The sequence below is a fragment of the Streptomyces sp. DH24 genome, assembly GCF_029813775.1.
Classification (GTDB): Bacteria; Actinomycetota; Actinomycetes; order Streptomycetales; family Streptomycetaceae; genus Streptomyces.
Genome location: NZ_JARVKW010000007.1, coordinates 215,329 through 239,508, shown reverse-complemented (window position 1 = coordinate 239,508; position 24,180 = coordinate 215,329). Strand labels below are relative to the sequence as shown.

Sequence of the window (24,180 nt, the reverse complement as noted above, 5' to 3'; positions counted from 1 at the left end):
TGGGTCGCGGGATCACGGGGTCCAGGGAACGCGAGACGGCCCGGTCCCACGTGGTGTGGGGCCGGGCCGTCTCAGTGGCTTTCAGCCGGCAGCTTGTCAGCTGTCCGCGGGCTCCGCGGTCGCCGTGGCCTTGCGGGTGCGGCGCGTCCTCGGCTTCGCCTCGGTCGTGCCACCGTCGGCCGACTCGGCGGGCGCTGCCGTCGTCGCCTTGCGGGTGCGGCGGCGCGGGGCCGCGGCCTCCGGCTCGTGCGCGGCCTGCGCCGGGATGCCGACGGCCGGCGGCCCGGCCTCGGCCGGCTCGACGGCCTTTCGGGTGCGGCGGGTCTTCGGCTTGGCCTCCGCGCCCTCCGCGGTGTTCACGGCGGCCTCGGCGGTGGCCGCTGCCTTGCGCGTGCGGCGCGGCCTGGTCTCCGTCGGTTCCTCGGCCTGGGCCGCCTCGGTGGCGCCCTCGGCCGTGTCGAGCGCCGTCTCGGCGGTCGCGGCGGCCTTGCGGGTGCGGCGGCGCGGCTTGGTGGTGGCCGGGGCCTCCACCGCCTGCTCGGCCTCTGCCGCCGGAGCGGTGTCGGTGGCCGGCGCGGCCGTCACGTCCGTCTCGGTGGGCGTCACCGCTTCGGACGCCGCCGCCGACTTCCGCGTACGGCGGCGACGGGGCTTCTCCAGGGACTCGGCGGCGTCGGTCGTCGTGCCCTCGGCCGTGGCCACCGCGGTCTCGGCGGCCGTCGGCTCCGTGGTCACCGGCTCGGTGGCCGGCGTCTGCTCCGCCGGAACCCCGCCGCGCATCCGGCGGCGACGGCGCGGCGTACGCGTGGCCGTGGCGTCGTCCGAGGCGGCGACGGCGTCCGTCGCCGGGGACTCGACCGGAGCCGTACCGGCCGACGCGGCCTCCTCCAGCGGGGCCCCGCCACGCATCCGGCGACGGCGGCGCGGCGTACGCTCCGAGCGCTCCGGCTCCCGCTCCTCGGTCCGGGAGCCGGACCGCGAGTCGGTCCGGCCGCCGCCCCGGGCACCGCGCCCGCGCGGCCCGCGGCCACCGGGCTCGCCCAGGTCCTCCAGCTCCTCCGCGTCGAGCCCGGCGCGCGTACGCTCCGAGCGCGGCAGGACGCCCCTGGTGCCCTCGGGAATGCCGAGGTCGGTGAAGAGGTGCGGCGACGTCGAGTACGTCTCGGGCGGGTCGGAGAAGCCCAGGTCCAGCGCCTTGTTGATGAGCTGCCAGCGCGGGATGTCGTCCCAGTCGACCAGCGTGATCGCCGTACCCTTCGCGCCCGCGCGACCGGTGCGGCCGATGCGGTGCAGGTACGTCTTCTCCTCTTCCGGCGACTGGTAGTTGATGACGTGCGTGACGCCCTCGACGTCGATGCCGCGGGCGGCGACGTCAGTGCAGACGAGCACGTCCACCTTGCCGTTGCGGAAGGCGCGCAGCGCCTGCTCGCGGGCGCCCTGGCCGAGGTCGCCGTGGACCGCGCCGGAGGCGAAGCCGCGCTGCTTGAGCTGGTCGGCGAGGTCGGCGGCCGTGCGCTTGGTGCGGCAGAAGACCATGGCAAGGCCCCGGCCGTCGGCCTGCAGGATGCGGGAGACCAGCTCGGGCTTGTCCATGTTGTGCGCGCGGTAGACGAACTGCGTGGTGTTCGCGACCGTGGCGCCCATGTCGTCCGGCGCGGTGGCGCGGATGTGCGTGGGCTGCGACATGTAGCGGCGGGCGAGACCGATGACCGCGCCCGGCATCGTGGCCGAGAACAGCATGGTCTGGCGCCGGGCCGGAAGCATGTTGATGATCTTCTCGACGTCGGGCAGGAAGCCCAGGTCGAGCATCTCGTCGGCCTCGTCGAGGACCAGGGACTTGACGTGCTTCAGGTTCAGCTTCTTCTGCCCGGCGAGGTCGAGCAGCCGGCCCGGGGTGCCGACGACGACGTCGACGCCCTTCCTCAGGGCCTCGACCTGCGGCTCGTAGGCCCGGCCGCCGTAGATCGCGAGGACGCGGACATTGCGCACCTTGCCCGCGGTCAGCAGGTCGTTGGTGACCTGCGTGCACAGCTCGCGCGTGGGGACGACGACGAGCGCCTGCGGGGCCTCGGTGAGGTCCTCGGGCCTGGCGCGGCCGGCCTCGACGTCGGCGGGGACGGTGACGCGCTCGATGAGCGGCAGGCCGAAGCCCAGCGTCTTGCCGGTGCCGGTCTTGGCCTGGCCGATGACGTCCGTGCCGGAAAGGGCGACGGGGAGGGTCATCTCCTGGATGGGGAACGGGGTGACGATGCCGACGGCTTCAAGGGCTTCGGCGGTCTCGGGGAGGATCCCGAGGTCTCGGAACGTCGTAGTCAGGGTGCTGCCTCTTCTGTGTGTGCGGTGCGAGGCGAGCGCGGGGTCGTGTCGGACCGTGCCAGGGACGTCGGCCGCCGTACGGTCGGGCCGTAGGACACGGGACCACTGCTGACGCTCTAGCGCTCGTACCGCTGAGGGGTCCCCTCCGGTCGTCGTACGCACTGAGGCGTACGGCCACGGAGGGCTGTCGGGTCGGAGCCGATCGGGCCACCGACCGGGCATCCTCATGCGTGCGCCCCGTCGAGATGCCTCTGATTTGCCACTGAGTACTCGGCAGGCGCATTACCACCATACCCCGGATTCGCGCACACGCGATGGCCGATTTGGTCACGTAGTCGTCGTCACACTGGTTGACCAGGGACTTCCGGGCGACGGAGAGCGGGCTATTGTGCGCTTCATGACGACCCCTGACAACGCCTCCGACACGTCCGCCGAACACACCGGAGTCGCCGCCAAGGACTGGGCGACGGCCTCCGCCGAACCGCAGTACCGCGCCGCGGTCGTGGACCTGCTCGGCGCGCTCGCGTACGGGGAGCTGGCGGCGTTCGAGCGGCTCGCGGAGGACGCCAAGCTGGCGCCGACCCTGGAGGACAAGGCCGAGCTGGCGAAGATGGCGTCGGCGGAGTTCCACCACTTCGAGCGGCTCCGGGACCGGCTCACGGAGATCGGCGAGGAGCCGACCCGCGCGATGGAGCCGTTCGTCACGGCGCTGGAGGGCTTCCACAAGCAGACGGCGCCCTCGGACTGGCTGGAAGGGCTCGTCAAGGCGTACGTCGGTGACTCGATCGCCAGCGACTTCTACCGCGAGGTGGCCGCCCGTCTCGACTCCGACTCGCGCCGGCTGGTGCTGGCCGTGCTCGACGACACGGGCCACGCCGGGTTCGCCGTCGACCGGGTGCGCGCCGCGATCGAGGCCGACCCGCGCGTCGGCGGCCGACTGGCGCTGTGGGCACGGCGGTTGATGGGCGAGGCCCTGTCGCAGTCGCAGCGGGTGGTCGCCGAGCGCGACGCGCTGTCGACGATGCTCGTGGGCGGTGTCGCGGACGGCTTCGACCTGGCCGAGGTGGGCCGGATGTTCTCCCGGATCACCGAGGCGCACACAAAGCGGATGGCGGCGCTCGGTCTGGCTGCCTGAACCGTCCGGTTCGCCGGTCACCGCACCGGCTGACGTGCTGCGTGCCGCGACGGCCGGGTGGACCCGGCCCGCGGTCACGGACGGCGGCGCCTGCGGCGGCGGCTCAGGCCGTCGCCGAGCGTCCGCGCAGTCTGCCCGAGGGGCGCAGCAGCAGCGACAGGGAAGCGACCGAGACGGCCACCGCTCCGGCGAGGGTCAGCAGGATGCCGCCGGCGTCGAGCGAGCCGCGCGTGACGAAGGCGCCGAAGAGGGCTCCGGCGACACCGGTCGACAGCACGAGCGGGCGGGCCGGGAGCCGGTGGGGCAGACGGTGGGCCGCCGCCCACGCGAGGACGAGGCCGAGCACTGCGGAGCTGAGTGCTTCAAAGATCACGTCGGGTCCCTCCCACTTGGCCGGCCCTGCCCAAAACGGTCCAAGCCCGTATTACCCCTGACCTGCGGAATCCAACCCTCCCTGTGGGTGGGATGTGGGCCATCCGTGAAGGGACCGGGAAGGGGCCCGGCTCGGAGGTCCGAGCGGGGAGACCCGCGGGGAGACGAGCAGCATCAGGAAGGGCCCGGCTGGTCTGCGCGACCCCCGGGCCCTTTCCTCGCTGCGTCGCAGCGCCGCTGCGTGCCTACAGCGCGCCGAAGCCCACCTTGCGGGGGGCCGGCTCGCCGATCTCGACGTACGCGAGGCGGTCGGCCGGGACCAGGATCTTGCGGCCGTGCTCGTCCACGAGGCTCAGCAGCTGCGACTTCCCGGCCAGCGCCTCGGCCACCGCGCGCTCGACCTCCTCGGCGCTCTGACCGCTCTCCAGAACGATCTCGCGCGGCGCGTGCTGCACGCCGATCTTGACCTCCACGGCTATGTCCCTCCGACGGTCAGTGAAGTGCGCGACCTTGCGCGCCGTACGCAGCACACATTAGCCCGGTGAAGGGACGTACACGCTGCGGCCGGGAACGCCAGGAGCGAACAGCGGGCGGGAATGCCCGGCCTGCTGCCGCCGGGTCAGTGCTGCTGGTCGATGCCGTGCAGCGGGAAACCGGCGATGCCCCGCCACGCCAGCGACGTCAGCAGCTGGACCGCCTGGTCGCGCGGCACGCTGCGGTCGCTGTGCAGCCAGGAGCGGGCCACCACCTGAGCGAGGCCGCCCAGACCGGAGGCGAGCAGCATCGACTCGGCGCGCGACAGCCCGGTGTCCTCGGCGATGACGTCGCAGATCGCCTCGGCGCACTCGTTGGTGACCTTGTCGACGCGCTCGCGCACGGCGGGCTCGTTCGTCAGGTCCGACTCGAAGACCAGGCGGAACGCGCCGCCGTCGTCCTCGACGTAGGCGAAATAGGCGTCCATCGTCGCCCGCACGCGCTGCTTGTTGTCGGTCGTCGACGCGAGCGCGTTGCGCACCGACTGGATCAGCGACTCGCAGTGCTGGTCCAGCAGTGCCAGGTAGAGGTCGAGCTTGCCCGGGAAGTGCTGGTAGAGCACCGGCTTGCTGACACCGGCGCGCTCGGCGATGTCGTCCATCGCGGCCGCGTGGTAGCCCTGCGCCACGAAGACTTGCTGGGCGGCGCCCAGCAGCTGGTTCCGTCGGGCACGGCGCGGCAGGCGCGTGCCCCGCGGGCGTACCGCCTCTGTCTGCTCGATGGCTGTCACGCCGCCTCCCACTCAGTCGTCCATGTGCGGTGTGCGCCGCGCCGCCATCGTACTTTTCGGTAACCGTGCTGTGCGCGGTGCGAGCGCAGAATTTCACGGACCGGACGGCGGCGATAGCCGCGCAGACCGTTTCGAACAGGATCGGAAGGGGAAGGATACGGCTTCCTCCCGCAGGTTTTTCCGGTCTTCCGACCGGCCGCCGCCCCGCCGGACGTCTCCGTCGGCCCTGCTGCCCCGCCGGACGTCTCCGTCGGTCCCGCCGCCCCGCCCGGTCGACGACCCTGCCGTCCTGCGGGTTCAGCTGCGTCCCGAAAAGCTCCGGCTCACCGGTAGTCGTCCTCGTCGAGCGAGACGATCCGGGCCTGCTCGACCAGGTCGGCCTCGTTCGCGCGATCCGGGTTCACGCCGGTCAGCGGGTCGTCCCTCCGGGGCGCGACGTCCGTCTGCTGTTCCGCCGCGTCGACCTCCGGGGCCTCCACGTCGAACTCCTCGGGTTCCTGCTCGTCGCCGTCCTCGAAGGTCTCGGGATCGGTGGGATCTACAGCCATGACGGGCTCCCTTCCTACGAACGTCCCTGGGTGTGCAGGGGCCACACGCGGGTGCCCTCTGCACGAGCCTAGGAGACACCCGGTCCGTACGCCATGCCATCCGCGTCCGGGGCGTTACGCACCGCGCACGCCGGGGTCCGTGCGAGTGGGTACCCACGGATGTGCCGGGTTCTCGCCGCGGGCCGATTCTGTGACCGCCGACACGTGAATCGGCACGTGATCGTCTCGTAACATTGCCGCATGTCTTCGACCGATCTCCCCTCCGTGCAGGCACCTCAAGTCCTCCCGAAGGTGGCGCCCGTGAGGGTCGCGGAGGGCGAGCGGCTCAGGTCGGTCGAGCTGCCCGGGATCACGCTCAACATCCGTTCGCGCCCGCCGGAGCGCACCGGACTGCCGCCCGCCCTCTACGTGCACGGGCTCGGCGGGTCCTCCCTGAACTGGTCGGCGCTGATGCAGCTGCTGGCCGACGAGGTCGACGGCGAGGCCCTCGACCTGCCGGGCTTCGGCGACTCCCCGCCGCCCGACGACGGCGACTACTCGATCACCGGCCACGCCCGCGCGGTCATCCGCTACCTCGACGCGGCCGGACGCGGCCCCGTGCACCTCTTCGGCAACTCGCTCGGCGGCGCGATCACCACCCGGGTCGCCGCGGTGCGGCCCGACCTCGTGCGGACGCTCACGCTCGTCTCGCCCGCGCTGCCGGAGATCCGCGTCCAGCGCAGCGCCGTGCCGACCGGGCTGCTCGCGCTGCCCGGCGTCGCGCAGCTGTTCACACGGATCACCCGGGAGTGGACGGCGGAGCAGCGGGTGCGGGGCGTTCTCGCGCTCTGCTACGGCGACCCCGGGCGGGTGACGGAGGAGGGCTTCCGCAACGCCGTGGAGGAGATGGAGCGCCGGCTCCGGCTGCCGTACTTCTGGGACGCGATGGCGCGCTCGGCACGCGGAATCGTCAACGCGTACACGCTGGGCGGGCAGCAAGGACTGTGGCGCCAGGCCGAGCGGGTCCTCGCCCCGACCCTCCTCGTCTACGGCGGACGCGACCAGCTCGTCGGCTTCCGCATGGCCCGGCGGGCCGCCCGCGCCTTCCGCGACTCCCGGCTGCTGACGCTCCCGGAGGCGGGTCACGTGGCGATGATGGAGTACCCCGAGACGGTGGCAATGGCGGTCCGGGACCTCCTCACGGACGCCGGAGGCCCTAGCGTGGGGGCCGACGGGTCCGCCGACGCGGACGAGGCCGACGATGCCGACGGGGTGACTGGGGTGGCCGAGATGGCCGAGAACGCTGGTGAGCCGGGGGTCGGTGCGGACGGTGCCGGCGAGAGCGCGAGGGGCTGAGGCGAGAGGTGGGACGCCACAGCCGCCGCGGACCTGCTCCCAAGGGCGCCGCCGCGGACACGACCGGAACACGGAAGGGCCGCCCGCCCGCCGCAGACACCGCGCCCGCACGCCCGGCGCCGAGCACCCAGGGCGGCCTGTGGCTGCCGGACGGCACACCCGCGCGCGGCGTCCCCCGCGTCCCGGACGCCGCCCCGCCCGCCCAGGGCGCCCCCGGCCCGGCCGACGGGACGTGGAGACAGGGCGGCCCGTGGCTGCCGGACGGGATGCCTGCTCACGGTGTGCCGCGCTTTTCCGACGGCACCCCGGCGCAAGGGGTGCCGCGTTTTGCTGACGGGACGCCTGCTCACGGTGTCCCGCGCTTTTCCGACGGCACCCCGGCGCAAGGGGTGCCGCGTTTTGCTGACGGGACGCCAGCCCATGGTGTGCCGCGTTTTCCCGACGGCACCCCGGCCCACGGTGTCCCCCAGGCGCGTGGTGGCCATCCGGAGCAGCGTGAAGCAGGCGGCGGCTGGGGAGACTTGAGTGGGCGGATCGGTGCCGGCCATGGTGTGCCGGGCGTGCCCGGAGCACCAGGACCGGGTGTTCCCATCCCGCGGCAGCGACAGGCGCCCCCGGCCGGACCACGGCCGGAATACCTCGACGCCTTCGACGAGGACGACGACGTGTTCGCACCCCCTGTGTCCCGTGCCCACCGGTCTCCCGCCGACGGGGACACCACCGACCCGCACACCCTCCGCACCGACGCCGATGACGACGACGCGCCGCCGACCGGTGAGCCCGCGCAGAACAGGGGCGGCAAGGGCCGCACGTTCACCGGCATCGCCGCCGCCGCGGTGACCACCGTGCTGGCCGTCGTCGTGGCCGGCCAGGTCACCGACGGGGCCGACGGCGCCGACTCGCCGACGCAGTCGGCCGCCGAGCAGTCCCGGGACACGGACGACTCCGCCTCCCGCGGCGACGCACGGCCGGCGCCCTCGGATGCCGCGCCCGCACCGCTGACGTACGCGCAGAAGATGGCCAGGACGTACCCGCTCGGCGCCGAGCTGAAGGGCTCGGGGAAGTTCGAGGCCATCCCCGGTGTCGACAAGGCGCCCGGGAAGGGGCAGAAGTACACCTACCGCGTGGACGTCGAGAAAGGGCTCGGGCTCGACGGCGCACTCTTCGCGCAGGCCGTGCAGAAGACGCTGAACGACGACCGGAGCTGGGCCCACAACGGCGCCCGCACCTTCGAGCGCGTCTACTCCGGCGAGGTCGACTTCGTGATCACCCTCGCCAGCCCCGGCACCACCGCCGACTGGTGCGCCAAGTCGGGCCTCGACACCACCGTCGACAACGTCTCCTGCGACTCGGCCGCCACGCAGCGCGTGATGATCAACGCTTATCGGTGGGCGCAGGGGTCCGAGACGTACGGCGACGACATCCACGCCTACCGGCAGATGCTGATCAACCACGAGATCGGCCACCGCCTCGGCTACGGCCACGTCACCTGCGACAAGAACGGCGACCTCGCGCCGGTCATGCAGCAGCAGACGAAGTTCCTGGAGTACAACGGCATCCGCTGCCTGCCCAACGCCTGGCCTTATCCGGTCCGTTGACAGCCGGGCGGGACCGGGTTCAGGCCGGGACGGGGTCATCGACGTGTACACGATCGTTGGCCGCCGTATCACGCATCGTGTCCGTCTGATCTCTTAGCGCGACAGAACGCGAGTCGCACGGGAAAGTCACGACCGTTCACCCCTTTTGGTGGCGCGACGGACAACCGTCCATCGCGCCACCGCCTTGTCCGCATACGTTCGTCCCGCTGCGAGCCGCCGGGTCAACGGCGGCTCCCTGGACGGGAGATCGGGGGTGCACTCGTGCGCATCGCACTGCTTACGGAGGGTGGCTACCCGTATGTGAACGGTGACGCCGGACTCTGGTGCGACCGGCTCGTGCGCGGGCTCCGCCGGCACGAGTTCGACGTCTACGCGCTCAGCCGCAGCCGGCGCCAGGAGGACGAGGGCCGGATCCCGCTGCCGCCCCAGGTCGCCCGGGTGCGCACCGCGCCCCTGTGGACCGCCGAGGACGACGGGGTGCTGTACGGGCGCCGTGCGCGCCGGCGCTTCGCCGAGTGCTACGACGCGCTGGCGTCGGCGGTGTGCGCGGCGGGCCCCGTCGGCGCCCCCGCGGAGTCGTCCGCCACTGAGGCGGACCGTTTCAGCACTTTCGCCGACGCCCTCTACGGCCTCGCCGAACTCGCCCGCGACGAAGGAGGTCTCGTCGGCGCCCTCCGTTCCGAGACCGCCGTACGCGCCCTGGAGCGTGCCTGCCGCGCGCCCGGCGCCGACCGGGCGGCGCGCGAGGCCCGCGTCCCCGACCTGCTCGCCGTCGCCGCGCACCTGGAACGCGCGCTGCGCCCCCTCTCCCTCGACTGGTACGAGGACGACGGGCTCGGCGCGGCCGACCTGTGCCACGCGACCTCCGGCGCCGCCGCGCTGCCCGGGCTGCTCGCCGGGCACTTCCACGGCGTACCGCTGCTGGTGACCGAGTACGGGGTGCAGCTGCGGTCGCACTACCTGACCGCCGGAGAGGCCCCGCCCGCCGTGCGGTCCCTGCTCGCCGCCTTCCACGGCGGGCTCGCCGCCGAGACCTACCGGCGCGCCGCGGTGATCACCCCCGGCAACACCCACGCCCGGCGCTGGCAGGAACGCTGCGGCGCCGACCGCGCCAAGCTCCGCACCGTCTACCCCGGCATGGACGCCGGCCCGTTCGCCGAGGTCGGCGAGGCGCCCGAGGACGCCGACCCGGACACGCTCGTCTGGGTCGGCCGGGTGGAACCCGCGAAGGACATCGTCTCCCTGCTGCACGCCTTCGCCGAGGTCCGCAAGGAGGAGCCGAGGGCCCGGCTGCGCGTCGTCGGCGCCCCCGCGGGTCCCGAGGGCGAGGCCTATCTCGGCCACTGCCGGGTGCTGGCCGCGCAGCTCTTTCCCGACGAGGCGGACGGGCCGCACTCCGTGGGCGCCAACCCGGTGTCCTTCGAGGAGATCGGCGGCCCCGAACTGCCCACCCCCGCCGACGCGTACGCCTCCGGCGCCGTCGTCGTGCTGTCCAGCGTCGTCGAGGGCTTCCCCGTCAGCCTGGTCGAGGCCATGCTCTGCGGGCGCGCGACGGTGTCCACCGACGTCGGCGCGGTCGTGGAGGTCATCGGCGGCACGGGTCTCGTCGTACCGCCGCGCAATCCGCGGGCGCTCGCCGAGGCGTGCGTGGCACTAATGCGCGACCCGGAGCGCCGTGAGCGCCTCGGGGCCGCCGCACGCGCCCGTGCGCTCGAACTGTTCACCGTCGAGCAGAACGTCGCGGCATTTCACGGCATTTACCTGGAGATCGTCTCGCACACCCCCGTCCGTCGCGTCGTTCTGGACGACGCGGGGGACCCGTTGCCGTTCGCCGCGCCGGCCGAGTCCCATGTGCCCGGCCGTTGGACCGACCCCACGGCTCGGCTCGTGGCCCGGGGCGGACCCGGCTGGGCGATGCCGGACGCGGCGCCGGTCCCGGTTGCGGCGGCGGCCCCGGCCCGTGCGCGGGCTTTCGGCCCGGGTTCGGGCCCGGGTTCGGCCCGTGCGTCGGCTTCCGGCTCGGCTTCGGCTTCCGTGCCGGCTTCCGCCCGGGAGGGAGCGTAAATGGGCGGCCTCGGAGAACTGGACCTGCCCGGCACCCCGGACAGCCCCGGCGCCCGGGACGAACGGTCCCGGGAGGCGCCGGGGGAGGAGAACCCAGACCCGTCGGCCGCCGCTGCCGCGCGGGAATCCGGGGCGACCCCCGGCAGCCGACGGCGGACCTCCGCCCGTCGCGCCGCCGACCCGGTGAAGGCACTCCTGCACCGACACCGGGACCTGTGCGAACGGGCCGTCGACGCCCTGGAGATCGCGGCGGGCCTCGAGGCCCACGGCGTCACCGACCGGACGGCGGCCCGCTTCCGGCACCGGGACGTCTTCTCGCTCGCGGAGGAGATGTACGCCCGCGTCCCCCGCGACACGCAGGCGCCGCCGTCGCGCCCCGCCGCCCCGGCCGCCCCCGTGGCGCGGGCCCGCTGGATGCTCCTCACCCTGCTGCCCGGAGCACTGTGCGCGGCGACCGTTGCCGCGCTCCGGCTCACCGACGGGCAGGCCCGGCTGATCGCCGCCGTGGCGGGCGCCCTCGCCGTCATCCTGAGCCTGCGCACGGCGCTGCGCCGAGGCCCGCTGAGCCCCGCCGGCCGCGGCGCCCCGGCCGGCCCGCCCGGTCACGGCACCGGCCTCTGGACCTGCTGGCTCGTCGGATACGCCCTCCTCGGCGACGGCCTGCTGGCAGCCGCCGTCATGGGCGGCCCCGACAGCCTGCCCACCGGCGACACCGACGGCCCCTGGCCGCTCACGACGGCCCCGGTCCTGGCCCTCGCCCTGGCCTGCGCACCCGCCGCCTTGAGCGCCCACCTCTTCGCCACCCGCGCCCGCCGCAGACTGGCGGCCAGCCGCGGCCTGGAGGAATTCGCGGCCTCCGTACGGCCGTTGCTGCTCGGCGCGTTCGCCCTGTTCCTGGGCGCGCTGGCCGCACTCGTCGCGCTGTGCGGCACCGCTCTCGGCGAGCCCGCCGCCTTCGCCAAGGCACTCACCCTGGGCGCCCTGCTGTTCCTCGCCCGCCTCCTCACCGTCCACGGCTTCACCCACGCCCCCGGGCTGGTCCTCACGGCCGCCGCGACGGCCGAAGGGCTTGCCCTCGCCACGGTCTTCGCCGGCCGCCTGCCCGGCTGCGGCTTCCTCGCCGTCCCCGTGGACACCCTCGTCACCGCCTGGGGCACATCCGCCGTCCCCGCCCTGGCCTGCGGTGCGACCGCCCTGACCCTGCTGATCCACGCGACCCGGACCCTGACCCGCGCCTCGGCCCACGCCACCCCGGAGCGCCCATGCTGACGCGCCCCGCCCCGCGCGCCTCTGCGCACGCCGACCCCGCAGAGACCACCGGGGCCCACCCCGCCCAGCCCACGCACGCGCGCTCCGCCGAAGCCGGCCCCGCGCCCCCGCCGAGTCCCCGTACGCGCCACCCCCGCCGTACCGGGCCCCGCGCACGGACCCACCCCCGCCGTACCGGGCCCCGCGCACGGACCCGCCCCGGCCGGGCCACCCCGCGACCCGACGACTCCTCGGCGAAGCCCCCGCCGCCGCGAGACGCCAAGGGGCCACCGCCCGCCCAACGCAGGCACCCGCACCACCCCTTCGGCACCACCCCCGTGAAGGAGACCACCACATGACCACCTCCCGACCCGGCGCCCCGGCACCCGCCGGAGCACGCACCCCGGGAGCCGCCCGATGAGGGTCCTGCTGATCGGAGCAGGCGGTTACATCGGCCGCTACGTCGCCGACCGCCTGCTCGCCGACCCGGCCGTCCAGCTCACCGCCCTCGGCCGCGGCGACGACGCCGACGTCCGCTTCGACCTCGCCTCCGGCAGCCCCGGCGCGCTCACCCGCTTCCTCGACGCCGTCCACCCCGGCGTCGTCATCAACTGCGCCGGCGCCACCCGGGGCGGCGCCCGCGAACTCACCCGGCACAACACCGTCGCCGTCGCCACCGTCTGCGAGGCCCTGCGCCGCAGCGGCTGCGGCGCCCGCCTGGTGCAGATCGGCTGCAGCGCCGAGTACGGCCCCAGCCAGCCCGGTTCGTCCACGGCCGAGGACGCGGTGCCCCGCCCCGGCGGCCCGTACGGCGTGAGCAAGCTCGCCGCCACCGAACTCGTCCTCGGCTCCGGCCTGGACGCCGTGGTCCTCCGCGTCTTCTCGCCCGCCGGCCCCGGCACCCCCGCCGGCTCGCCCCTCGGCCGCCTCGCCGAGGCCATGCGCCGCGCGATGCAGTCCGGCGACGGCGAACTCAAGCTCGGCGGTCTCGGCGCCCAGCGCGACTTCGTCGACGTCCGTGACGTGGCCCGGGCCGTGCACGCCGCCTCCCTCTCCGCGGCGCAGGGCGTCATCAACATCGGCTCCGGCCGGGCCGTCCGGTTGCGCGACGCCGCCGCGGTCCTCGCCCGCGTCGCCGGCTACGGCGGCGCCCTGCACGAACTCGACGGCCCGCCCGGCGGCCACCTCCGGCCGACCATCGGGCACCCCCGCCCCGACCCCGACCACGCGGCCCCGATCGCCTACCCCTACCCCGACGGCTGCGGAAGCTGGCAGCAGGCCGACGTGCGCACCGCACGCGACCGGCTCGGCTGGCGGCCCCGGATCAACCTCGAAGAGTCCCTCGCCGACATCTGGATGGAGGCGGCATGCCGTATCTGACCAGCACCAGAGCGGGCACCGCGAGCACCGGCGTCCGCACCGGCCTCGGTGTCCCCGGCTATGCGCACCCACTGCTCGCCCCGGCGGAGTGGGCCCGGCTCACCCGCCCCGGCACCCCCCTGGACTGGGTCGTCCTCAACGTCGCCGACGGCCCCGGCTCGCAGCCCGACCCGCACTGCCTGGAGGCCGCGGGCCGGCTGCGCAACGCGGGCATCCGCGTCCTCGGCCACCTCGACGCCGACCGCGGCGCCCGCTCCTTCGGCGATCTGGTCTCCGAGGCCCACCGGTACCTCGACTGGTACCAGGTCGACGGGTTCCTCCTGGACCGCTGCCCCACCGACAGCGGCGCGCTCCCCGAGGTGCGCCGCACCACCACCACGCTCCGCGCCATCCGCGACGATGCCCACATCGTCTTCGGCCACGGCACCCACCCGCACCCCGGCTACGCCGACAGCGCGGACCAGCTGGTCACCTTCTCCGGCACCTGGAGCGACTACCGCTGGTCGCAGGTGGCCGAGTGGACGGCGGACCATCCGCCCGAGCGCTTCTGCCACTTCGTGCACGGTCTGCCCCTGCCCCACCTGGACGAGGCGCTGCGCATCGCCCGCTGGCAGGGCGCCGCGACGATCTTCTTCACCGACCGGACCGGCACCCCCGACGGACCCGCCGACCACGGCGGCCGCGTCGAGCCCTTCGAGACCATGCCCGGCTACTGGGACGAAATCGTCTCGCGGATCGGAACGGGTGTCTCGGAATGAAAAAGCCCATGGCAGTGTTACGGGGAGAACAACCGTAGTGATTGACCGACCAACGGAGTCCCCGTGTCGCTGCCACCCCTGGTCGAGCCGGCCGCCGAGCTCACCGTAGACGAGGTCCGCAGGTACTCCCGCCACCTGATCATCCCCGACGTCGGGATGGACGGGCAGAAGCGGCTGAAGAACGCCAAGGTGCTCTGTGTGGGCGCCGGCGGCCTGGGCTCGCCGGCGCTGATGTACCTGGCCGCAGCGGGCGTCGGCACGCTCGGCATCGTGGAGTTCGACGAGGTCGACGAGTCGAACCTGCAGCGCCAGATCATCCACAGCCAGGCCGACATCGGCCGCTCCAAGGCCGAGTCCGCCCGCGACTCGGTCAAGGGCATCAACCCGTACGTGAACGTGGTCCTTCACGAGGAGCGGCTCGAGGCCGACAACGTGATGGACATCTTCAGCCAGTACGACCTCATCGTCGACGGCACGGACAACTTCGCGACCCGCTACCTGGTCAACGACGCGTGCGTGCTGCTCAACAAGCCCTACGTGTGGGGTTCGATCTACCGCTTCGACGGCCAGGCCTCCGTGTTCTGGTCCGAGCACGGCCCCTGCTACCGCTGCCTGTACCCGGAGCCCCCGCCCCCCGGCATGGTCCCCTCCTGCGCCGAGGGCGGCGTGCTCGGCGTGCTGTGCGCGTCCATCGGCTCCATCCAGGTCAACGAGGCCATCAAGCTGCTCGCCGGCATCGGTGAGCCCCTGGTCGGCCGGCTGATGATCTACGACGCCCTGGAGATGCAGTACCGCCAGGTCAAGGTCCGCAAGGACCCGGGCTGCGCGGTCTGCGGCGAGAACCCGACCGTCACCGAGCTCATCGACTACGAGGCCTTCTGCGGCGTCGTCTCCGAGGAGGCGCAGGCCGCGGCCGCCGACTCCACGATCACTCCGAAGCAGCTCAAGGAGTGGATCGACGACGGCGAGGGCATCGAGATCATCGACGTCCGCGAGCCGAACGAGTACGAGATCGTCTCCATCCCCGGTGCCCGTCTCGTCCCGAAGAACGAGTTCCTCATGGGCACCGCCCTGGAGGGCCTTCCGCAGGACAAGAAGATCGTCCTGCATTGCAAGACGGGTGTCCGCAGTGCGGAAGTCCTCGCGGTCCTGAAGTCCGCGGGCTTCGCCGACGCCGTGCACGTCGGCGGCGGCGTGATCGGCTGGGTCAACCAGATCGAGCCCCACAAGCCGGTGTACTAGCAGCGGTCTCGCCGACCGGCGTGCCTCACGGGGCCCGCGGCTCCGACCAGTTCGGACGCCGCGGGCTTCCGTCGTCTCAGCGCAGCGTGAGCGGTATCTCGGATTCGACCCGGGTCAGTTTCTCCGGGTTGCGGACGTAGTAGAGGCCGGTGATGCGGGAGCCGGTGACGCGGGCCGCCAGGATGCCGTCGATCTCGCCGTCCACGCGTGCGACGAGTGCCGGGTTGCCGTTGGCCATGGTGGGCACGGCGGTGACCGTGCCTTCCTTCTTGTCCATGACGCCCAGGAAGAAGCGCGCCACCTTGTCGGCGCCGACGACCGGCCGCAGCGCGGCGTGCTTGTGTCCGCCGCCGTCACTCACCAGGACCACCTCGGGGGCGAGCACGTCGAGGACCCCTTGCAGGTCGCCGGTTTCGAGCGCGCGCTGGAACGACTCCAGGGCCGCCCGGGTCTCCCCCGGGGAGACGACCTCGCGCGGGTGCCGGGCCTCGACGTGCCGGCGGGCGCGGTGCGCGATCTGGCGGACGGCCGCGGGGCTCTTGCCGACCGCGGCCGCGATCTCGTCGGAGCTCACGTCGAAGGCCTCGCGCAGTACGAAGACGGCGCGTTCGGTCGGTGACAGCGTTTCGAGGACGAGCATGAGCGCCATGGACACGCTCTCGGCGAGCTCGGCGTCCTCGGCGACGTCCGGCGCGGTGAGCATCGGCTCCGGCAGCCAGGGGCCGACGTACGCCTCCTTGCGGCGCTGCATCGTGCGCAGCCGGTTGAGCGACTGCCGGGTGGTGATCCGGACGAGGTAGGCGCGCCTGTCGCGTACCTGTTCCAGGTCGACGCCGACCCACCGCAGCCACGTTTCCTGCAGGACGTCCTCGGCGTCGGCCGCCGATCCGAGCATCTCGTAGGCAACGGTGAACAGCAGGTTGCGGTGGGCGACGAACGTCTCGGTCGCCGGGTCGGTGACGTGGTCGCTCATGTCTCGGCCTCTTTCCTTCGTGGTCGGCCGACCACGCGTACGGGGTCAGGCTGTCCGCTCGGCGGCGGCCTGTGCCGCGCCGCGCCCGGCCTCCAGCACCTGCCGGCGCTTGTCATCCTTCCGCCAGGCGAACGAACCGGGCTTGCTCGCCTCGTCCGCCAGTTGCTTGATGGTGTGCTTGCAAACGAACTCCTTGATCTTCCCGCCCAGGCCGCCGCCGATGTAGAGCTTCCTCGCGGTGTCGTCCTTGTGGGCGAACTGGAAGACGCCAACACGACGCCCCAGGCTGATGCACTGGCCGGTGAACCCGACGTCGACCGGCGTGGGTTCCTGCGCCGCGATCCGGCTGAGCACCGTTTCGGCGGCCTGCGCGCCCAGCGGTCCCGCGGCCTGGCAGCTCATCCGGAACGGCAGGCCCGACGGCGCCGCCGAGTCCCCGGCCGCCACGACGCGGGTGTCGTCCACGCTCGTCAGCGTCTCGTCCGTGAGCAGCCGGCCCAGCGCGTCGGTGCTCAGCCCGCTGCGAACGGCCAGGTCGGGTACGCCGAATCCGGCGGTCCAGATGGTCACCTCGCTCGGCAGCTCGCGGCCGCCGCCGAGCCGCACGGAATCGCGCGTCACGGCCGTCACCTTCGTGTCGGGCCCGTCGACCACGGTCACACCGAGTGCGGCCAGCCGCTTGGCAACCGAGCGCCGGCCGCGAGGGTGCAGGTACGGGCCGAGCACCCCACCGCAGACCAGGGTCACGGCGCGGCCCTCCTCCGCCAGCTCGGCGGCGGTCTCGATGCCGGTCGGACCGGCCCCGACCACCGTCACCGCGGCCGTCGCGGGCGCGGCGGCGACGACCTGCCGCAGCCGCTCCGCCTCCTCCAAGCCGGCGATGGGGTGGGCGAACTCGGCCGCTCCTGGCACCTGCGGGTCGGCGCTGCCACTGCCCACCGCGTAGATCAGGTAGTCGTAGCCGACGGAGCCGCCGTCCGCCAACGTCACCGTGCGCTCGGCCGCGTCGATCCGTGTCACTGTGTCGACCACCAACCGGACGCCCTCCGCCAGGACTTCCGTGAAGTCGACGACCGCGTCGTCGGAGCCGGCCACCAGCTGGTGCAGGCGGATCCGCTCGACGAAGGCCGGCCGCGGGTTGATCAGGGTCACGGTCACGTCGTCGCGCCGGGTCAGCCGGTTGGCCGCCATCACGCCGGCGTATCCGCCGCCGACCACGATCACGTCGGTGTTCTCAGCCATGGTGTCTCCTTCGTTTCCACGGGCTCGACCTCAAGACACCGCCGGATCGATCGCTGTGACAGCAAGTGAGGCAGATCACTTCCTTCTCGTGGGCTCGGCGGTGAAGTCCCGGCTGCCCTCACGAGCAGACCTTGCCGTCCCGCGGCACCGTGCCGTCCAGCAGGTACGCGTCGACCGCGGAGTCGACGCATGGGCTGCCGCTGCCGTAGGCGCCGTGGCCCTTGCCCCGCCAGGTGAGGACCACACCGACGTCCTCGCCGAGCTCGTCCGCCATCTTCCGGGCCCCCTCGTACGGCGTCGCCGGGTCGCCCGTGTTGCCGACGAGCAGGACCGGTGCCGCGCCGGGCGCGCTCACGTCCGGGGTGTCGTGCTGCCCGGGCACCGGCCAGTCGTGGCACCAGCCGGCCGTGTCCCAGGCCAGGAACTCCCCGAAGACGGGGGAGATCCTCTCGAAGCGCGGCAGCAGCTTCCTCGTCTCCTCGGCCGACGGCCGCTGCCTGTCGTCCAGGCACGATATGACGCGTTGGGAGTGCGTCGTCGTGCCGTAGTGCCCCGACGGGTCGCGGTCGTTGTACTGGTCGGCGAGCGCCAGCAGCTTGGAGCCGTCGCCCTCGTCCGCCGCGTCCAGGGCATCGGTCAGGTCCGGCCAGAAGCTCTCGCTGTACATCGCGAGGGCGATGCCCGTGACCGCAAGCGTCTGCGTCAGCTTCCGGTCGGAGGCGGACGTCTTCAGGGGCTGTGCGTCGAGCCGGTCAAGCAGCGCCGCGATCTTGCGTGTTCCCTGCTCCGGGGCCTGCCCGGTGGACCTCAGGTAGTCGTGCAGGGCGCGCTGGAAGCCCCGTGTCTGGTTCTCGGCGTGGCCCACCGTGTCGGCGGTCGGGTCGACGACCGCGTCGAGGACCAGGCGCCCGACCCGCTCCGGGAACAGGTGGGCGTAGACCCCGCCGAGTTCGGTGCCGTAGGAGATGCCGAAGTAGTGCAGCTTGTCGTCGCCGAGGACCTGGCGCATCAGGTCCAGGTCGCGGGCGGTGTCGGTGGTCGAGACGTGCTCCAGCAGTCTGCCGGCGGACTCCTGGCAGCCCCTGCCGAAGTCGGCGGCGTCACCGAGGTAGGTCCGCTCCTCCGCCGGGGAGTCCGGGGTGGCGTCCAGCGACTCGGCGGCCCGTATCTCCTTGTCGCCGCGGCAGCGGACCCCCTCGCTGGCGGCCACTCCGCGCGGGTCCCAGCTCACCAGGTCGTACCTGTCGTGGAGAGCGGCGACGGTGTCGCCGTACCCCGGCAGCGCGGACACTCCCGAGCCGCCCGGACCGCCGAAGTTGAACAGCAGCGAGCCCAGGCGCTTTTCCCCGCGTGCCTTGGAGCGGATCAGGGCGAGGCCGATCGTCTCGCCGTCCGGTTTCGACCAGTCCAGCGGCGCCTTGAGCGTCGCGCACTGCCAGTCGCCGCCCGGGGCGGGGGAGCCCGCGCTCGACTCGCAGCGCCCCCAGTCGAGCCGCTGCTCCGTCAGCGGGCCGCTCTCCTCGCCGGACCCGCCGCCGCACCCCGCCGTCAGCAGCGCCGCGGCGGCCGCCAGCGCCGTCCACCGTACGAAACGCCCCATGCCGCATCCCCCCTCGCAGGCCGTCCGCACCGTGCAGCGGATGGCTTTCCCGTCATCGTAGACGGACCGCCCGAAGGCCGCCGGGGCCTGTGGATAACGCTTTGACCTGCTGGTTTGTGGGTTCTCAGGGTGTGTTCAGGAGCAGACCGTGCCCGCCCTCGGCACCTTCCCGTCCAGCAGATAGCCGTGCACGGCGTCCTGCACGCACTTGTTCTTGCTGTCGTACGCGCCGTGCCCCTGGCCCCTGTACGTCAGCTCGACCCCGACCCCCTTGCCGAGCGCCGCCACCATCCTCCGCGCCCCCTCGTACGGCGTGGCCGGGTCGCCCGTGTTGCCGATCACCAGGATCGGCGCCGAGCCGGGCGCGCTCACGTCGGGATGGTCGGCGGCCCCGGGCACCGGCCAGTCGGTGCAGCTGAGCATGCCCCAGGCGAGGTAGTCGCCGAACAGCCCGGAGGCGGAGCGGAACTCGGGCAGCTTCCGCGCCACGTACTCGGGGGCGTAGCGGGGCTTGTCGTCGGCGCAGTTGATGGAGATGTTGGCCGCGGTGATGTTGCTGTACTCGCCGTTCTCGTTGCGCCCGTTCATCGAGTCGGACAGCAGCATCAGGACCTGGCCGTCACCCTCGTACGCCCCCTGAAGCCCTTCGGTCAGGTACTCCCAGAAGTCCTTCGAGTACAGCGCCTGCGCGATGCCGTTGGTCGCGGCCGTCTGGGTCAGTTCACGCGGGAAGATGCCCGGCAGCGGTTTGCTGTCGAGGTCCTTCAGCAGCTTCGCGATGCGGTCCTTGACGTCCTGGGCGGATTCGCCGACGGGGCAGTCCTCGACCTTCGACACACAGTCCTCGGCGTAGTTGTCGAGAGCCAGCTGGAAGCCCTTGGCCTGGCCGAGGGAGCCCTGCTCGGGCGTCTGCGTCGGGTCGACGACGGCGTCGAAGACGGCACGGCCCACCTTCTTCGGGAACAGGTGGGCGTAGACCCCGCCGAGTTCGGTGCCGTAGGAGATGCCGAAGTAGTGCAGCTTGTCGTCGCCGAGGACCTGGCGCATCAGGTCCAGGTCGCGGGCCGCGTCGGTGGTCCGCACGTGCGGCAGCACCTTCTTGGAGTTCTTCTCGCAGGCCTCGTTGAACTCCCTGGTGCTGTCCAGCAGTTCGGTGCGTTCGGCGCTGTCGTCGGGCGTGGCGTCCTGCTGGAAGTACGCGTCGAGCTGCTGGTCGTTCTGGCACCGCACGGGGGCGCTGCGGCCGACCCCGCGCGGATCGAAGCTGACCAGGTCGTAGCGGGTGCGCAGTTTCGCGTAGTCCGCGCCGAAGGCGGGCAGGGTGGCGATGCCCGAGCCGCCGGGGCCGCCGAAGTTGAAGACCAGCGAGCCGATCCGCTCGCCGGCGCCGCCGCTCGCCTTCGCCCTGATCAGCGCGAGGTCGATCGTTTCGCCCTTGGGTTCGTCCCAGTCGAGGGGCGCCTTCATGGTGGCGCACTGCCAGTCGCCGCCGCCCGGCAGCGGTGAGGGGCCGTCGCCTCCGCCCTGCTCCTGCGACGGCGCCGGGCAGTCCTCCCAGCTGAGTTCCTGGCTCGGCAGGTCCTCGTCCTCGGCGTCGTCGTCGCCGCCGCACCCCGCGGCCAGGGCGGAGAGCAGCACGGCGGTGGCGGTCAGGGCAGCGGTGCGCATCCGGGACGGCTTCGGCATGGTTCCATCCTGCGCTCGCCCCGGTCGCCGCGCTCGGGACGCGGGCCGGACGAGCTACAGCACTGCCCTGTGGAGCTACAGCGCGCCCTTGCGCGTGAGGTGGTTGAACGCCAGCCAGCCCGGCAGCACCGGCAGCCACAGCGTCAGCAGCCGGAACAGCAGCACGGCCGGCGCCGCGACCTCCTTGGGCAGGCCGACCGCGATCAGACCGACCGTCAGGGTCGCCTCCACGGCGCCGACACCGCCCGGCGTGGGGGCCGCCGAGCCGAGCGCGTTGCCCGCGAGGAAGACGACGGCGACACCGGCGATGCTGATGGACGTCGTCTCGTCGCCGAAGGCTCGGATCGAGGCGTCCAGGCACATCACGAAGCAGGCGGTCAGCAGCAGCATGCCGCCGATGCCGGTGACCAGCTTCTGCGGCCGTTGCAGCACGTCCAGCATGCGCGGCACGACACCCGCGAAAAGCGACCGCACGCGCGTGACGACGAATTTCCGCAGGAACGGCACCGACGTCACCACCAGCACCAGCACGGCCACCGTCAACAGTCCGCCGATCACCGTGCGGGACGGCGACAGCGACGGCGTCTTCTCGGTGCCGGTCAGGTAACCGAAGGCCAGCAGCATCAGGATGTGGCAGCCGAGCCCGAACAGCTGCGAGGCGCCGACGCTCGCCACCGCGAGCCCCGGCCGCACGCCCGCGCGCTGCAGGAACCGCGTGTTCAGGGCGACGCCACCGACCGCCGCCGGCGCGACGATCTTCACGAACGACCCGGCGACCTGCGCCGCGACCGTCCGCACGAACGGCACCCGCTCGGGCACGAACCCCAGCAGCGCCATCGCCGCCGCGAAGTAGCTGGCGGCCGAGAACAGCACCGCGGCGGCGACCCAGCCCCACTCGGCGTTCGCGATGAGCGGCCCGAACTCGATGTGCGTCAGCTGCGTCAGCAGGAAGTACGCGCCGATGGCACCGGCGATGAAACTGATCAGCGTGCGCGGCCGCACCCGTTCCAGACGGGCCGGCTCCACCGGTGCCTGCGGCCTGATCCGCAGCACCTCGTAGCGGATCTGGGTGAGCAGATCCTCCTCGCGCGCCTCGTCCAGGGCCTCGTCGATGGCGCGTTTCTCGGCCCGTGCCTCGGCGCGCTCGGCCTTCTTGTCCGGCTTCTCCGGCACGGGCCGCGCGGTGTCGTCGGCCGCCGCCAGACGGGCCTCCTTGGCCTGCCGGGACGCCTCCAGCACCGCCTCGCGCTCGCGCTGTGTCCGCTCCCGCGCCAGCCTGCGCAGCGTCGCGCGCGTGGAGCGGCTCAGCGCGATGGGCTGCAGCATCGGCAGACAGTCCGCCACGGCGTCGGGACCGAGGACGCCCACCGCCGAGGCCACCGCACGCTCGGCGCCCACCCGCAGGCCGAACGTCACCAGCAGCTGCGAGATGTCCATGCGCAGCAGCAGGTCACCGGCCGCGATCTCGCCGATCCGCAGGTCGGTGAGGATCACCGTGCCGGAACGATCCACCAGGATGGCGTCGCCGACCAGCCTGCGGTGCGCGATCCGCCGGGACTGCAGCGCCCGCACCTGGTCCCAGGTTTCGCGCAGCAGATCGTCGGTGATCTCCTCGTCCGGCAGCGAGTCCAGGGAGCGCCCGCCGGAGTGCTCGTAGACGAGCATCACCGCGTCGGGGCCCAGCTCGGAGGTGGCGATCAGCTTGGGCGCGTTGGCGCCGGCCGCGATGGCGGCGTACGCGAGCAGTGCCTCCTGCTCCAGGGCCTGGCGCAGGGACTGGAGGCTGCTGCGGGTGGCGAAGCCGCGCAGGGTGAGATTGCGCCACGCGCGGTAGAAGAAGCCCTGCGCCTGCTGCTCCCGGTCGACGACCGTGACGTCCAGGGGCGGGCCGTCCTCCAGGGTGACGAAGTAGCGCCGTCCCCGGTCGCCGCTCTCGGTCGCGTCCGGGGCCTCCTCGCGGGAGGCGCTCACCGGGCGGAAGCCGACGGTCCGCAGGCCCGCCATCAGGGTCCGGCCGGTGGGGCGCACGTTGGGCGAGCCGACCGCGTACAGCGTGCCGTAGGCCACGCTCCAGCCGATCAGCACCGTCAGGATGATCGAGAACGGCGTCGTGTAGCCGGTGACGAGCATCGAGAAGGCGTCCAGCATCAGCACGATCCACAGCACCGCGCGCCAGCGTGGCCGGCGCGACATCCCGACGGCCGTCATGTAGGCGATCACGGGTGCCAGATAGCCGTGCACGGGGTCGGTGAGGGCGGTGATGTCGCCGGGGGAGGGCTGGGTCAGCGCCTCCTGGATGGAGTCCGGGGCGGCTTTGGCGACCCACAGGTCCGTGGCGAGGGTCACGCCGTGCGCGAGGACGGCGGCGAGCACACCGTCGGCGATGCGCAGTCCGTCGCGTTTGATCAGCCGCTCGATGGCGAAGGCGACCGGCACCAGGAGGATCGCGATGCTGGACGCCAGTCCCGCGATCTTGATGAGCAGGTCGGGCGCCTGTCCGGTGCCCTTGTTGATGTCCTGTTCGAGGCCGGAGGTCGTGCCGTGCGCGAACGCGGCGATCGCCAGCAGTACGACCACGGCGAGGACGCCCACCAGCAGGCGCATGAGGTCCGAGGGACGGTGCACGCGCGCGGGGAGCAGCGGTTCGTCGCCCTCGACCTCGTCGATGTGGCCCTCGTCGGCGTGCCGCTCGTCCGCCGTGGCGTCGCCGTCGCCGGCACGGTCCGCGGCGCCCGGACGCGACGAAGCGTCAGAGGTGCCCTCCGGGCCCTCGGGGTGCGCACCCTGCTGCTTCATCGTCTCTTCTTGGTCTCGTATCACCGGTCACCGCCCGCACGATGGTGGCATGCCGCACCGACACACGGGGGCATCAGGGTGCACATGCGGGGGCGGACAGTCTGCCCGAACCGCTGCCGGCGGGCGAGGGATCCGTCCGGGCGCCAGCGGGTCGGGTTGTCGGTGGGGTGGGGCAGGATGGGGCGGATGAGTGAGGACAGTCTTCCCGGCCAGGCCGGCGCGGCACCCGCGGACGCGCTGCCCGAGTACGCCGAGCGGGTGCTGGACGTCACCGAGCTGATCCCGCCGGGCCGCGTCATGACCTACGGAGACGTCGCCGAGTGGCTGGACGAGGGCGGGCCCCGCCAGGTGGGCCGGGTGATGTCCCTCTACGGGAGCGCCGTGCCGTGGTGGCGCGTCGTCCGCGCGGACGGGCTGCTGCTGCCCGGCCACGAACTGGAGGCGCTCGGCCACTACCGGGCGGAGGGCACGCCGCTGAAGGGGGCGAGCCGGGCCGCCGAGGGCCATCTGCCGCGCGTCGACCTGAAGCGGGCGCGGTGGGACGGCGGCGAGCACGCGGAGGGTCACACCTGACAGCTTCCGCCATCCGGTTAGTCCGGGTGCGGCCTGTGACCCGTACGGGG

The 24,180-nt window shown here is 73.0% G+C and carries 19 protein-coding genes; 9 read left to right on the top strand and 10 right to left on the bottom strand.

The genetic code is table 11. The annotated features are described in order from the left end of the window. Window positions 1-96 precede the first annotated feature (96 nt). The gene (locus QC282_RS08600; protein ID WP_279548634.1) at window positions 97-2,223 is read right to left on the bottom strand and encodes a DEAD/DEAH box helicase; all 2,127 of its coding nucleotides are present in this window, start codon (window positions 2,221-2,223) and stop codon (window positions 97-99) included. 490 nt (window positions 2,224-2,713) lie between these two features. On the opposite strand from QC282_RS08600, the gene QC282_RS08595 reads away from it, so the two are divergent. Beyond that, window positions 2,714-3,451 (top strand): ferritin-like fold-containing protein, encoded by a 738-nt coding sequence (locus tag QC282_RS08595; RefSeq protein WP_279548633.1) that lies wholly within the window; start codon window positions 2,714-2,716, stop codon window positions 3,449-3,451. A 103-nt stretch (window positions 3,452-3,554) separates the two neighbouring features. Here the strand turns inward: QC282_RS08595 and QC282_RS08590 are convergent, their stop codons facing one another. The 4 genes from QC282_RS08590 to QC282_RS08575 all read right to left on the bottom strand — a co-directional run bounded on the left by QC282_RS08590 (window position 3,555) and on the right by QC282_RS08575 (window position 5,635). Further along, window positions 3,555-3,824, bottom strand: a complete 270-nt coding sequence (locus QC282_RS08590; protein WP_279548632.1) for a hypothetical protein — start codon at window positions 3,822-3,824, stop codon at window positions 3,555-3,557. 244 nt (window positions 3,825-4,068) lie between these two features. After that, the gene (locus QC282_RS08585; protein WP_055606898.1) at window positions 4,069-4,296 is read right to left on the bottom strand and encodes a DUF3107 domain-containing protein; all 228 of its coding nucleotides are present in this window, start codon (window positions 4,294-4,296) and stop codon (window positions 4,069-4,071) included. A 146-nt stretch (window positions 4,297-4,442) separates the two neighbouring features. Continuing rightward, the gene (locus QC282_RS08580; RefSeq protein ID WP_279548631.1) at window positions 4,443-5,087 is read right to left on the bottom strand and encodes a TetR/AcrR family transcriptional regulator; all 645 of its coding nucleotides are present in this window, start codon (window positions 5,085-5,087) and stop codon (window positions 4,443-4,445) included. A 323-nt stretch (window positions 5,088-5,410) separates the two neighbouring features. Next, on the bottom strand, window positions 5,411-5,635 hold the full coding sequence (locus tag QC282_RS08575) for a hypothetical protein (RefSeq protein WP_279548630.1): 225 nt from the start codon (window positions 5,633-5,635) through the stop codon (window positions 5,411-5,413). 240 nt (window positions 5,636-5,875) lie between these two features. Here QC282_RS08575 and QC282_RS08570 point away from each other — a divergent pair, with 240 nt between their 5' ends. The 7 genes from QC282_RS08570 to moeZ all read left to right on the top strand — a co-directional run bounded on the left by QC282_RS08570 (window position 5,876) and on the right by moeZ (window position 15,260). Further along, window positions 5,876-6,970 (top strand): alpha/beta hydrolase, encoded by a 1,095-nt coding sequence (locus tag QC282_RS08570; RefSeq protein WP_279548629.1) that lies wholly within the window; start codon window positions 5,876-5,878, stop codon window positions 6,968-6,970. Window positions 6,971-6,978: 8 nt separating this feature from the next. Then, entirely contained in the window at window positions 6,979-8,568 is a 1,590-nt protein-coding gene (locus QC282_RS08565) for a DUF3152 domain-containing protein (protein WP_279548628.1), read from the top strand. A 261-nt stretch (window positions 8,569-8,829) separates the two neighbouring features. Then, window positions 8,830-10,632, top strand: coding sequence for a DUF3492 domain-containing protein (locus QC282_RS08560; RefSeq protein ID WP_279548627.1), 1,803 nt, complete (start codon window positions 8,830-8,832; stop codon window positions 10,630-10,632). Then, entirely contained in the window at window positions 10,633-11,901 is a 1,269-nt protein-coding gene (locus tag QC282_RS08555) for a hypothetical protein (RefSeq protein ID WP_279548626.1), read from the top strand. A gap of 396 nt (window positions 11,902-12,297) precedes the next feature. Beyond that, window positions 12,298-13,260 carry an NAD(P)-dependent oxidoreductase gene (locus tag QC282_RS08550; RefSeq protein ID WP_279548625.1) on the top strand — a complete coding sequence of 321 codons (963 nt, stop codon included), beginning with the start codon at window positions 12,298-12,300 and terminating at the stop codon, window positions 13,258-13,260. Then, on the top strand, window positions 13,248-14,018 hold the full coding sequence (locus tag QC282_RS08545; protein WP_279548624.1) for a spherulation-specific family 4 protein: 771 nt from the start codon (window positions 13,248-13,250) through the stop codon (window positions 14,016-14,018). Before QC282_RS08550 ends, QC282_RS08545 begins: the two co-directional genes overlap by 13 nt. 63 nt (window positions 14,019-14,081) lie before the next feature. Next, a complete protein-coding gene (gene moeZ / locus QC282_RS08540) occupies window positions 14,082-15,260 on the top strand; it encodes an adenylyltransferase/sulfurtransferase MoeZ (protein WP_279548623.1) in 1,179 nt (392 codons plus the stop codon). A 76-nt stretch (window positions 15,261-15,336) separates the two neighbouring features. On the opposite strand, the gene QC282_RS08535 is transcribed toward moeZ, so the two are convergent. From QC282_RS08535 to QC282_RS08515, 5 genes are all read right to left on the bottom strand, one after another. Beyond that, the gene (locus QC282_RS08535; RefSeq protein ID WP_279548622.1) at window positions 15,337-16,233 is read right to left on the bottom strand and encodes an RNA polymerase sigma-70 factor; all 897 of its coding nucleotides are present in this window, start codon (window positions 16,231-16,233) and stop codon (window positions 15,337-15,339) included. 45 nt (window positions 16,234-16,278) lie between these two features. Further along, window positions 16,279-17,475, bottom strand: coding sequence for an NAD(P)/FAD-dependent oxidoreductase (locus QC282_RS08530; protein ID WP_279548621.1), 1,197 nt, complete (start codon window positions 17,473-17,475; stop codon window positions 16,279-16,281). A 118-nt stretch (window positions 17,476-17,593) separates the two neighbouring features. Next, complete coding sequence (locus tag QC282_RS08525; RefSeq protein WP_279548620.1) at window positions 17,594-19,075, bottom strand: alpha/beta hydrolase; 1,482 nt, start codon at window positions 19,073-19,075, stop codon at window positions 17,594-17,596. A gap of 135 nt (window positions 19,076-19,210) precedes the next feature. After that, a complete protein-coding gene (locus QC282_RS08520; RefSeq protein ID WP_279548619.1) occupies window positions 19,211-20,761 on the bottom strand; it encodes an alpha/beta hydrolase in 1,551 nt (516 codons plus the stop codon). Between the two features lie 75 nt (window positions 20,762-20,836). Beyond that, window positions 20,837-23,557 carry a lysylphosphatidylglycerol synthase domain-containing protein gene (locus QC282_RS08515; protein ID WP_279548618.1) on the bottom strand — a complete coding sequence of 907 codons (2,721 nt, stop codon included), beginning with the start codon at window positions 23,555-23,557 and terminating at the stop codon, window positions 20,837-20,839. Window positions 23,558-23,734: 177 nt separating this feature from the next. Between QC282_RS08515 and QC282_RS08510 the strand changes: the two genes are divergently transcribed. Beyond that, a complete protein-coding gene (locus QC282_RS08510) occupies window positions 23,735-24,130 on the top strand; it encodes an MGMT family protein (protein WP_279548617.1) in 396 nt (131 codons plus the stop codon). Window positions 24,131-24,180: the final 50 nt, after the last annotated feature.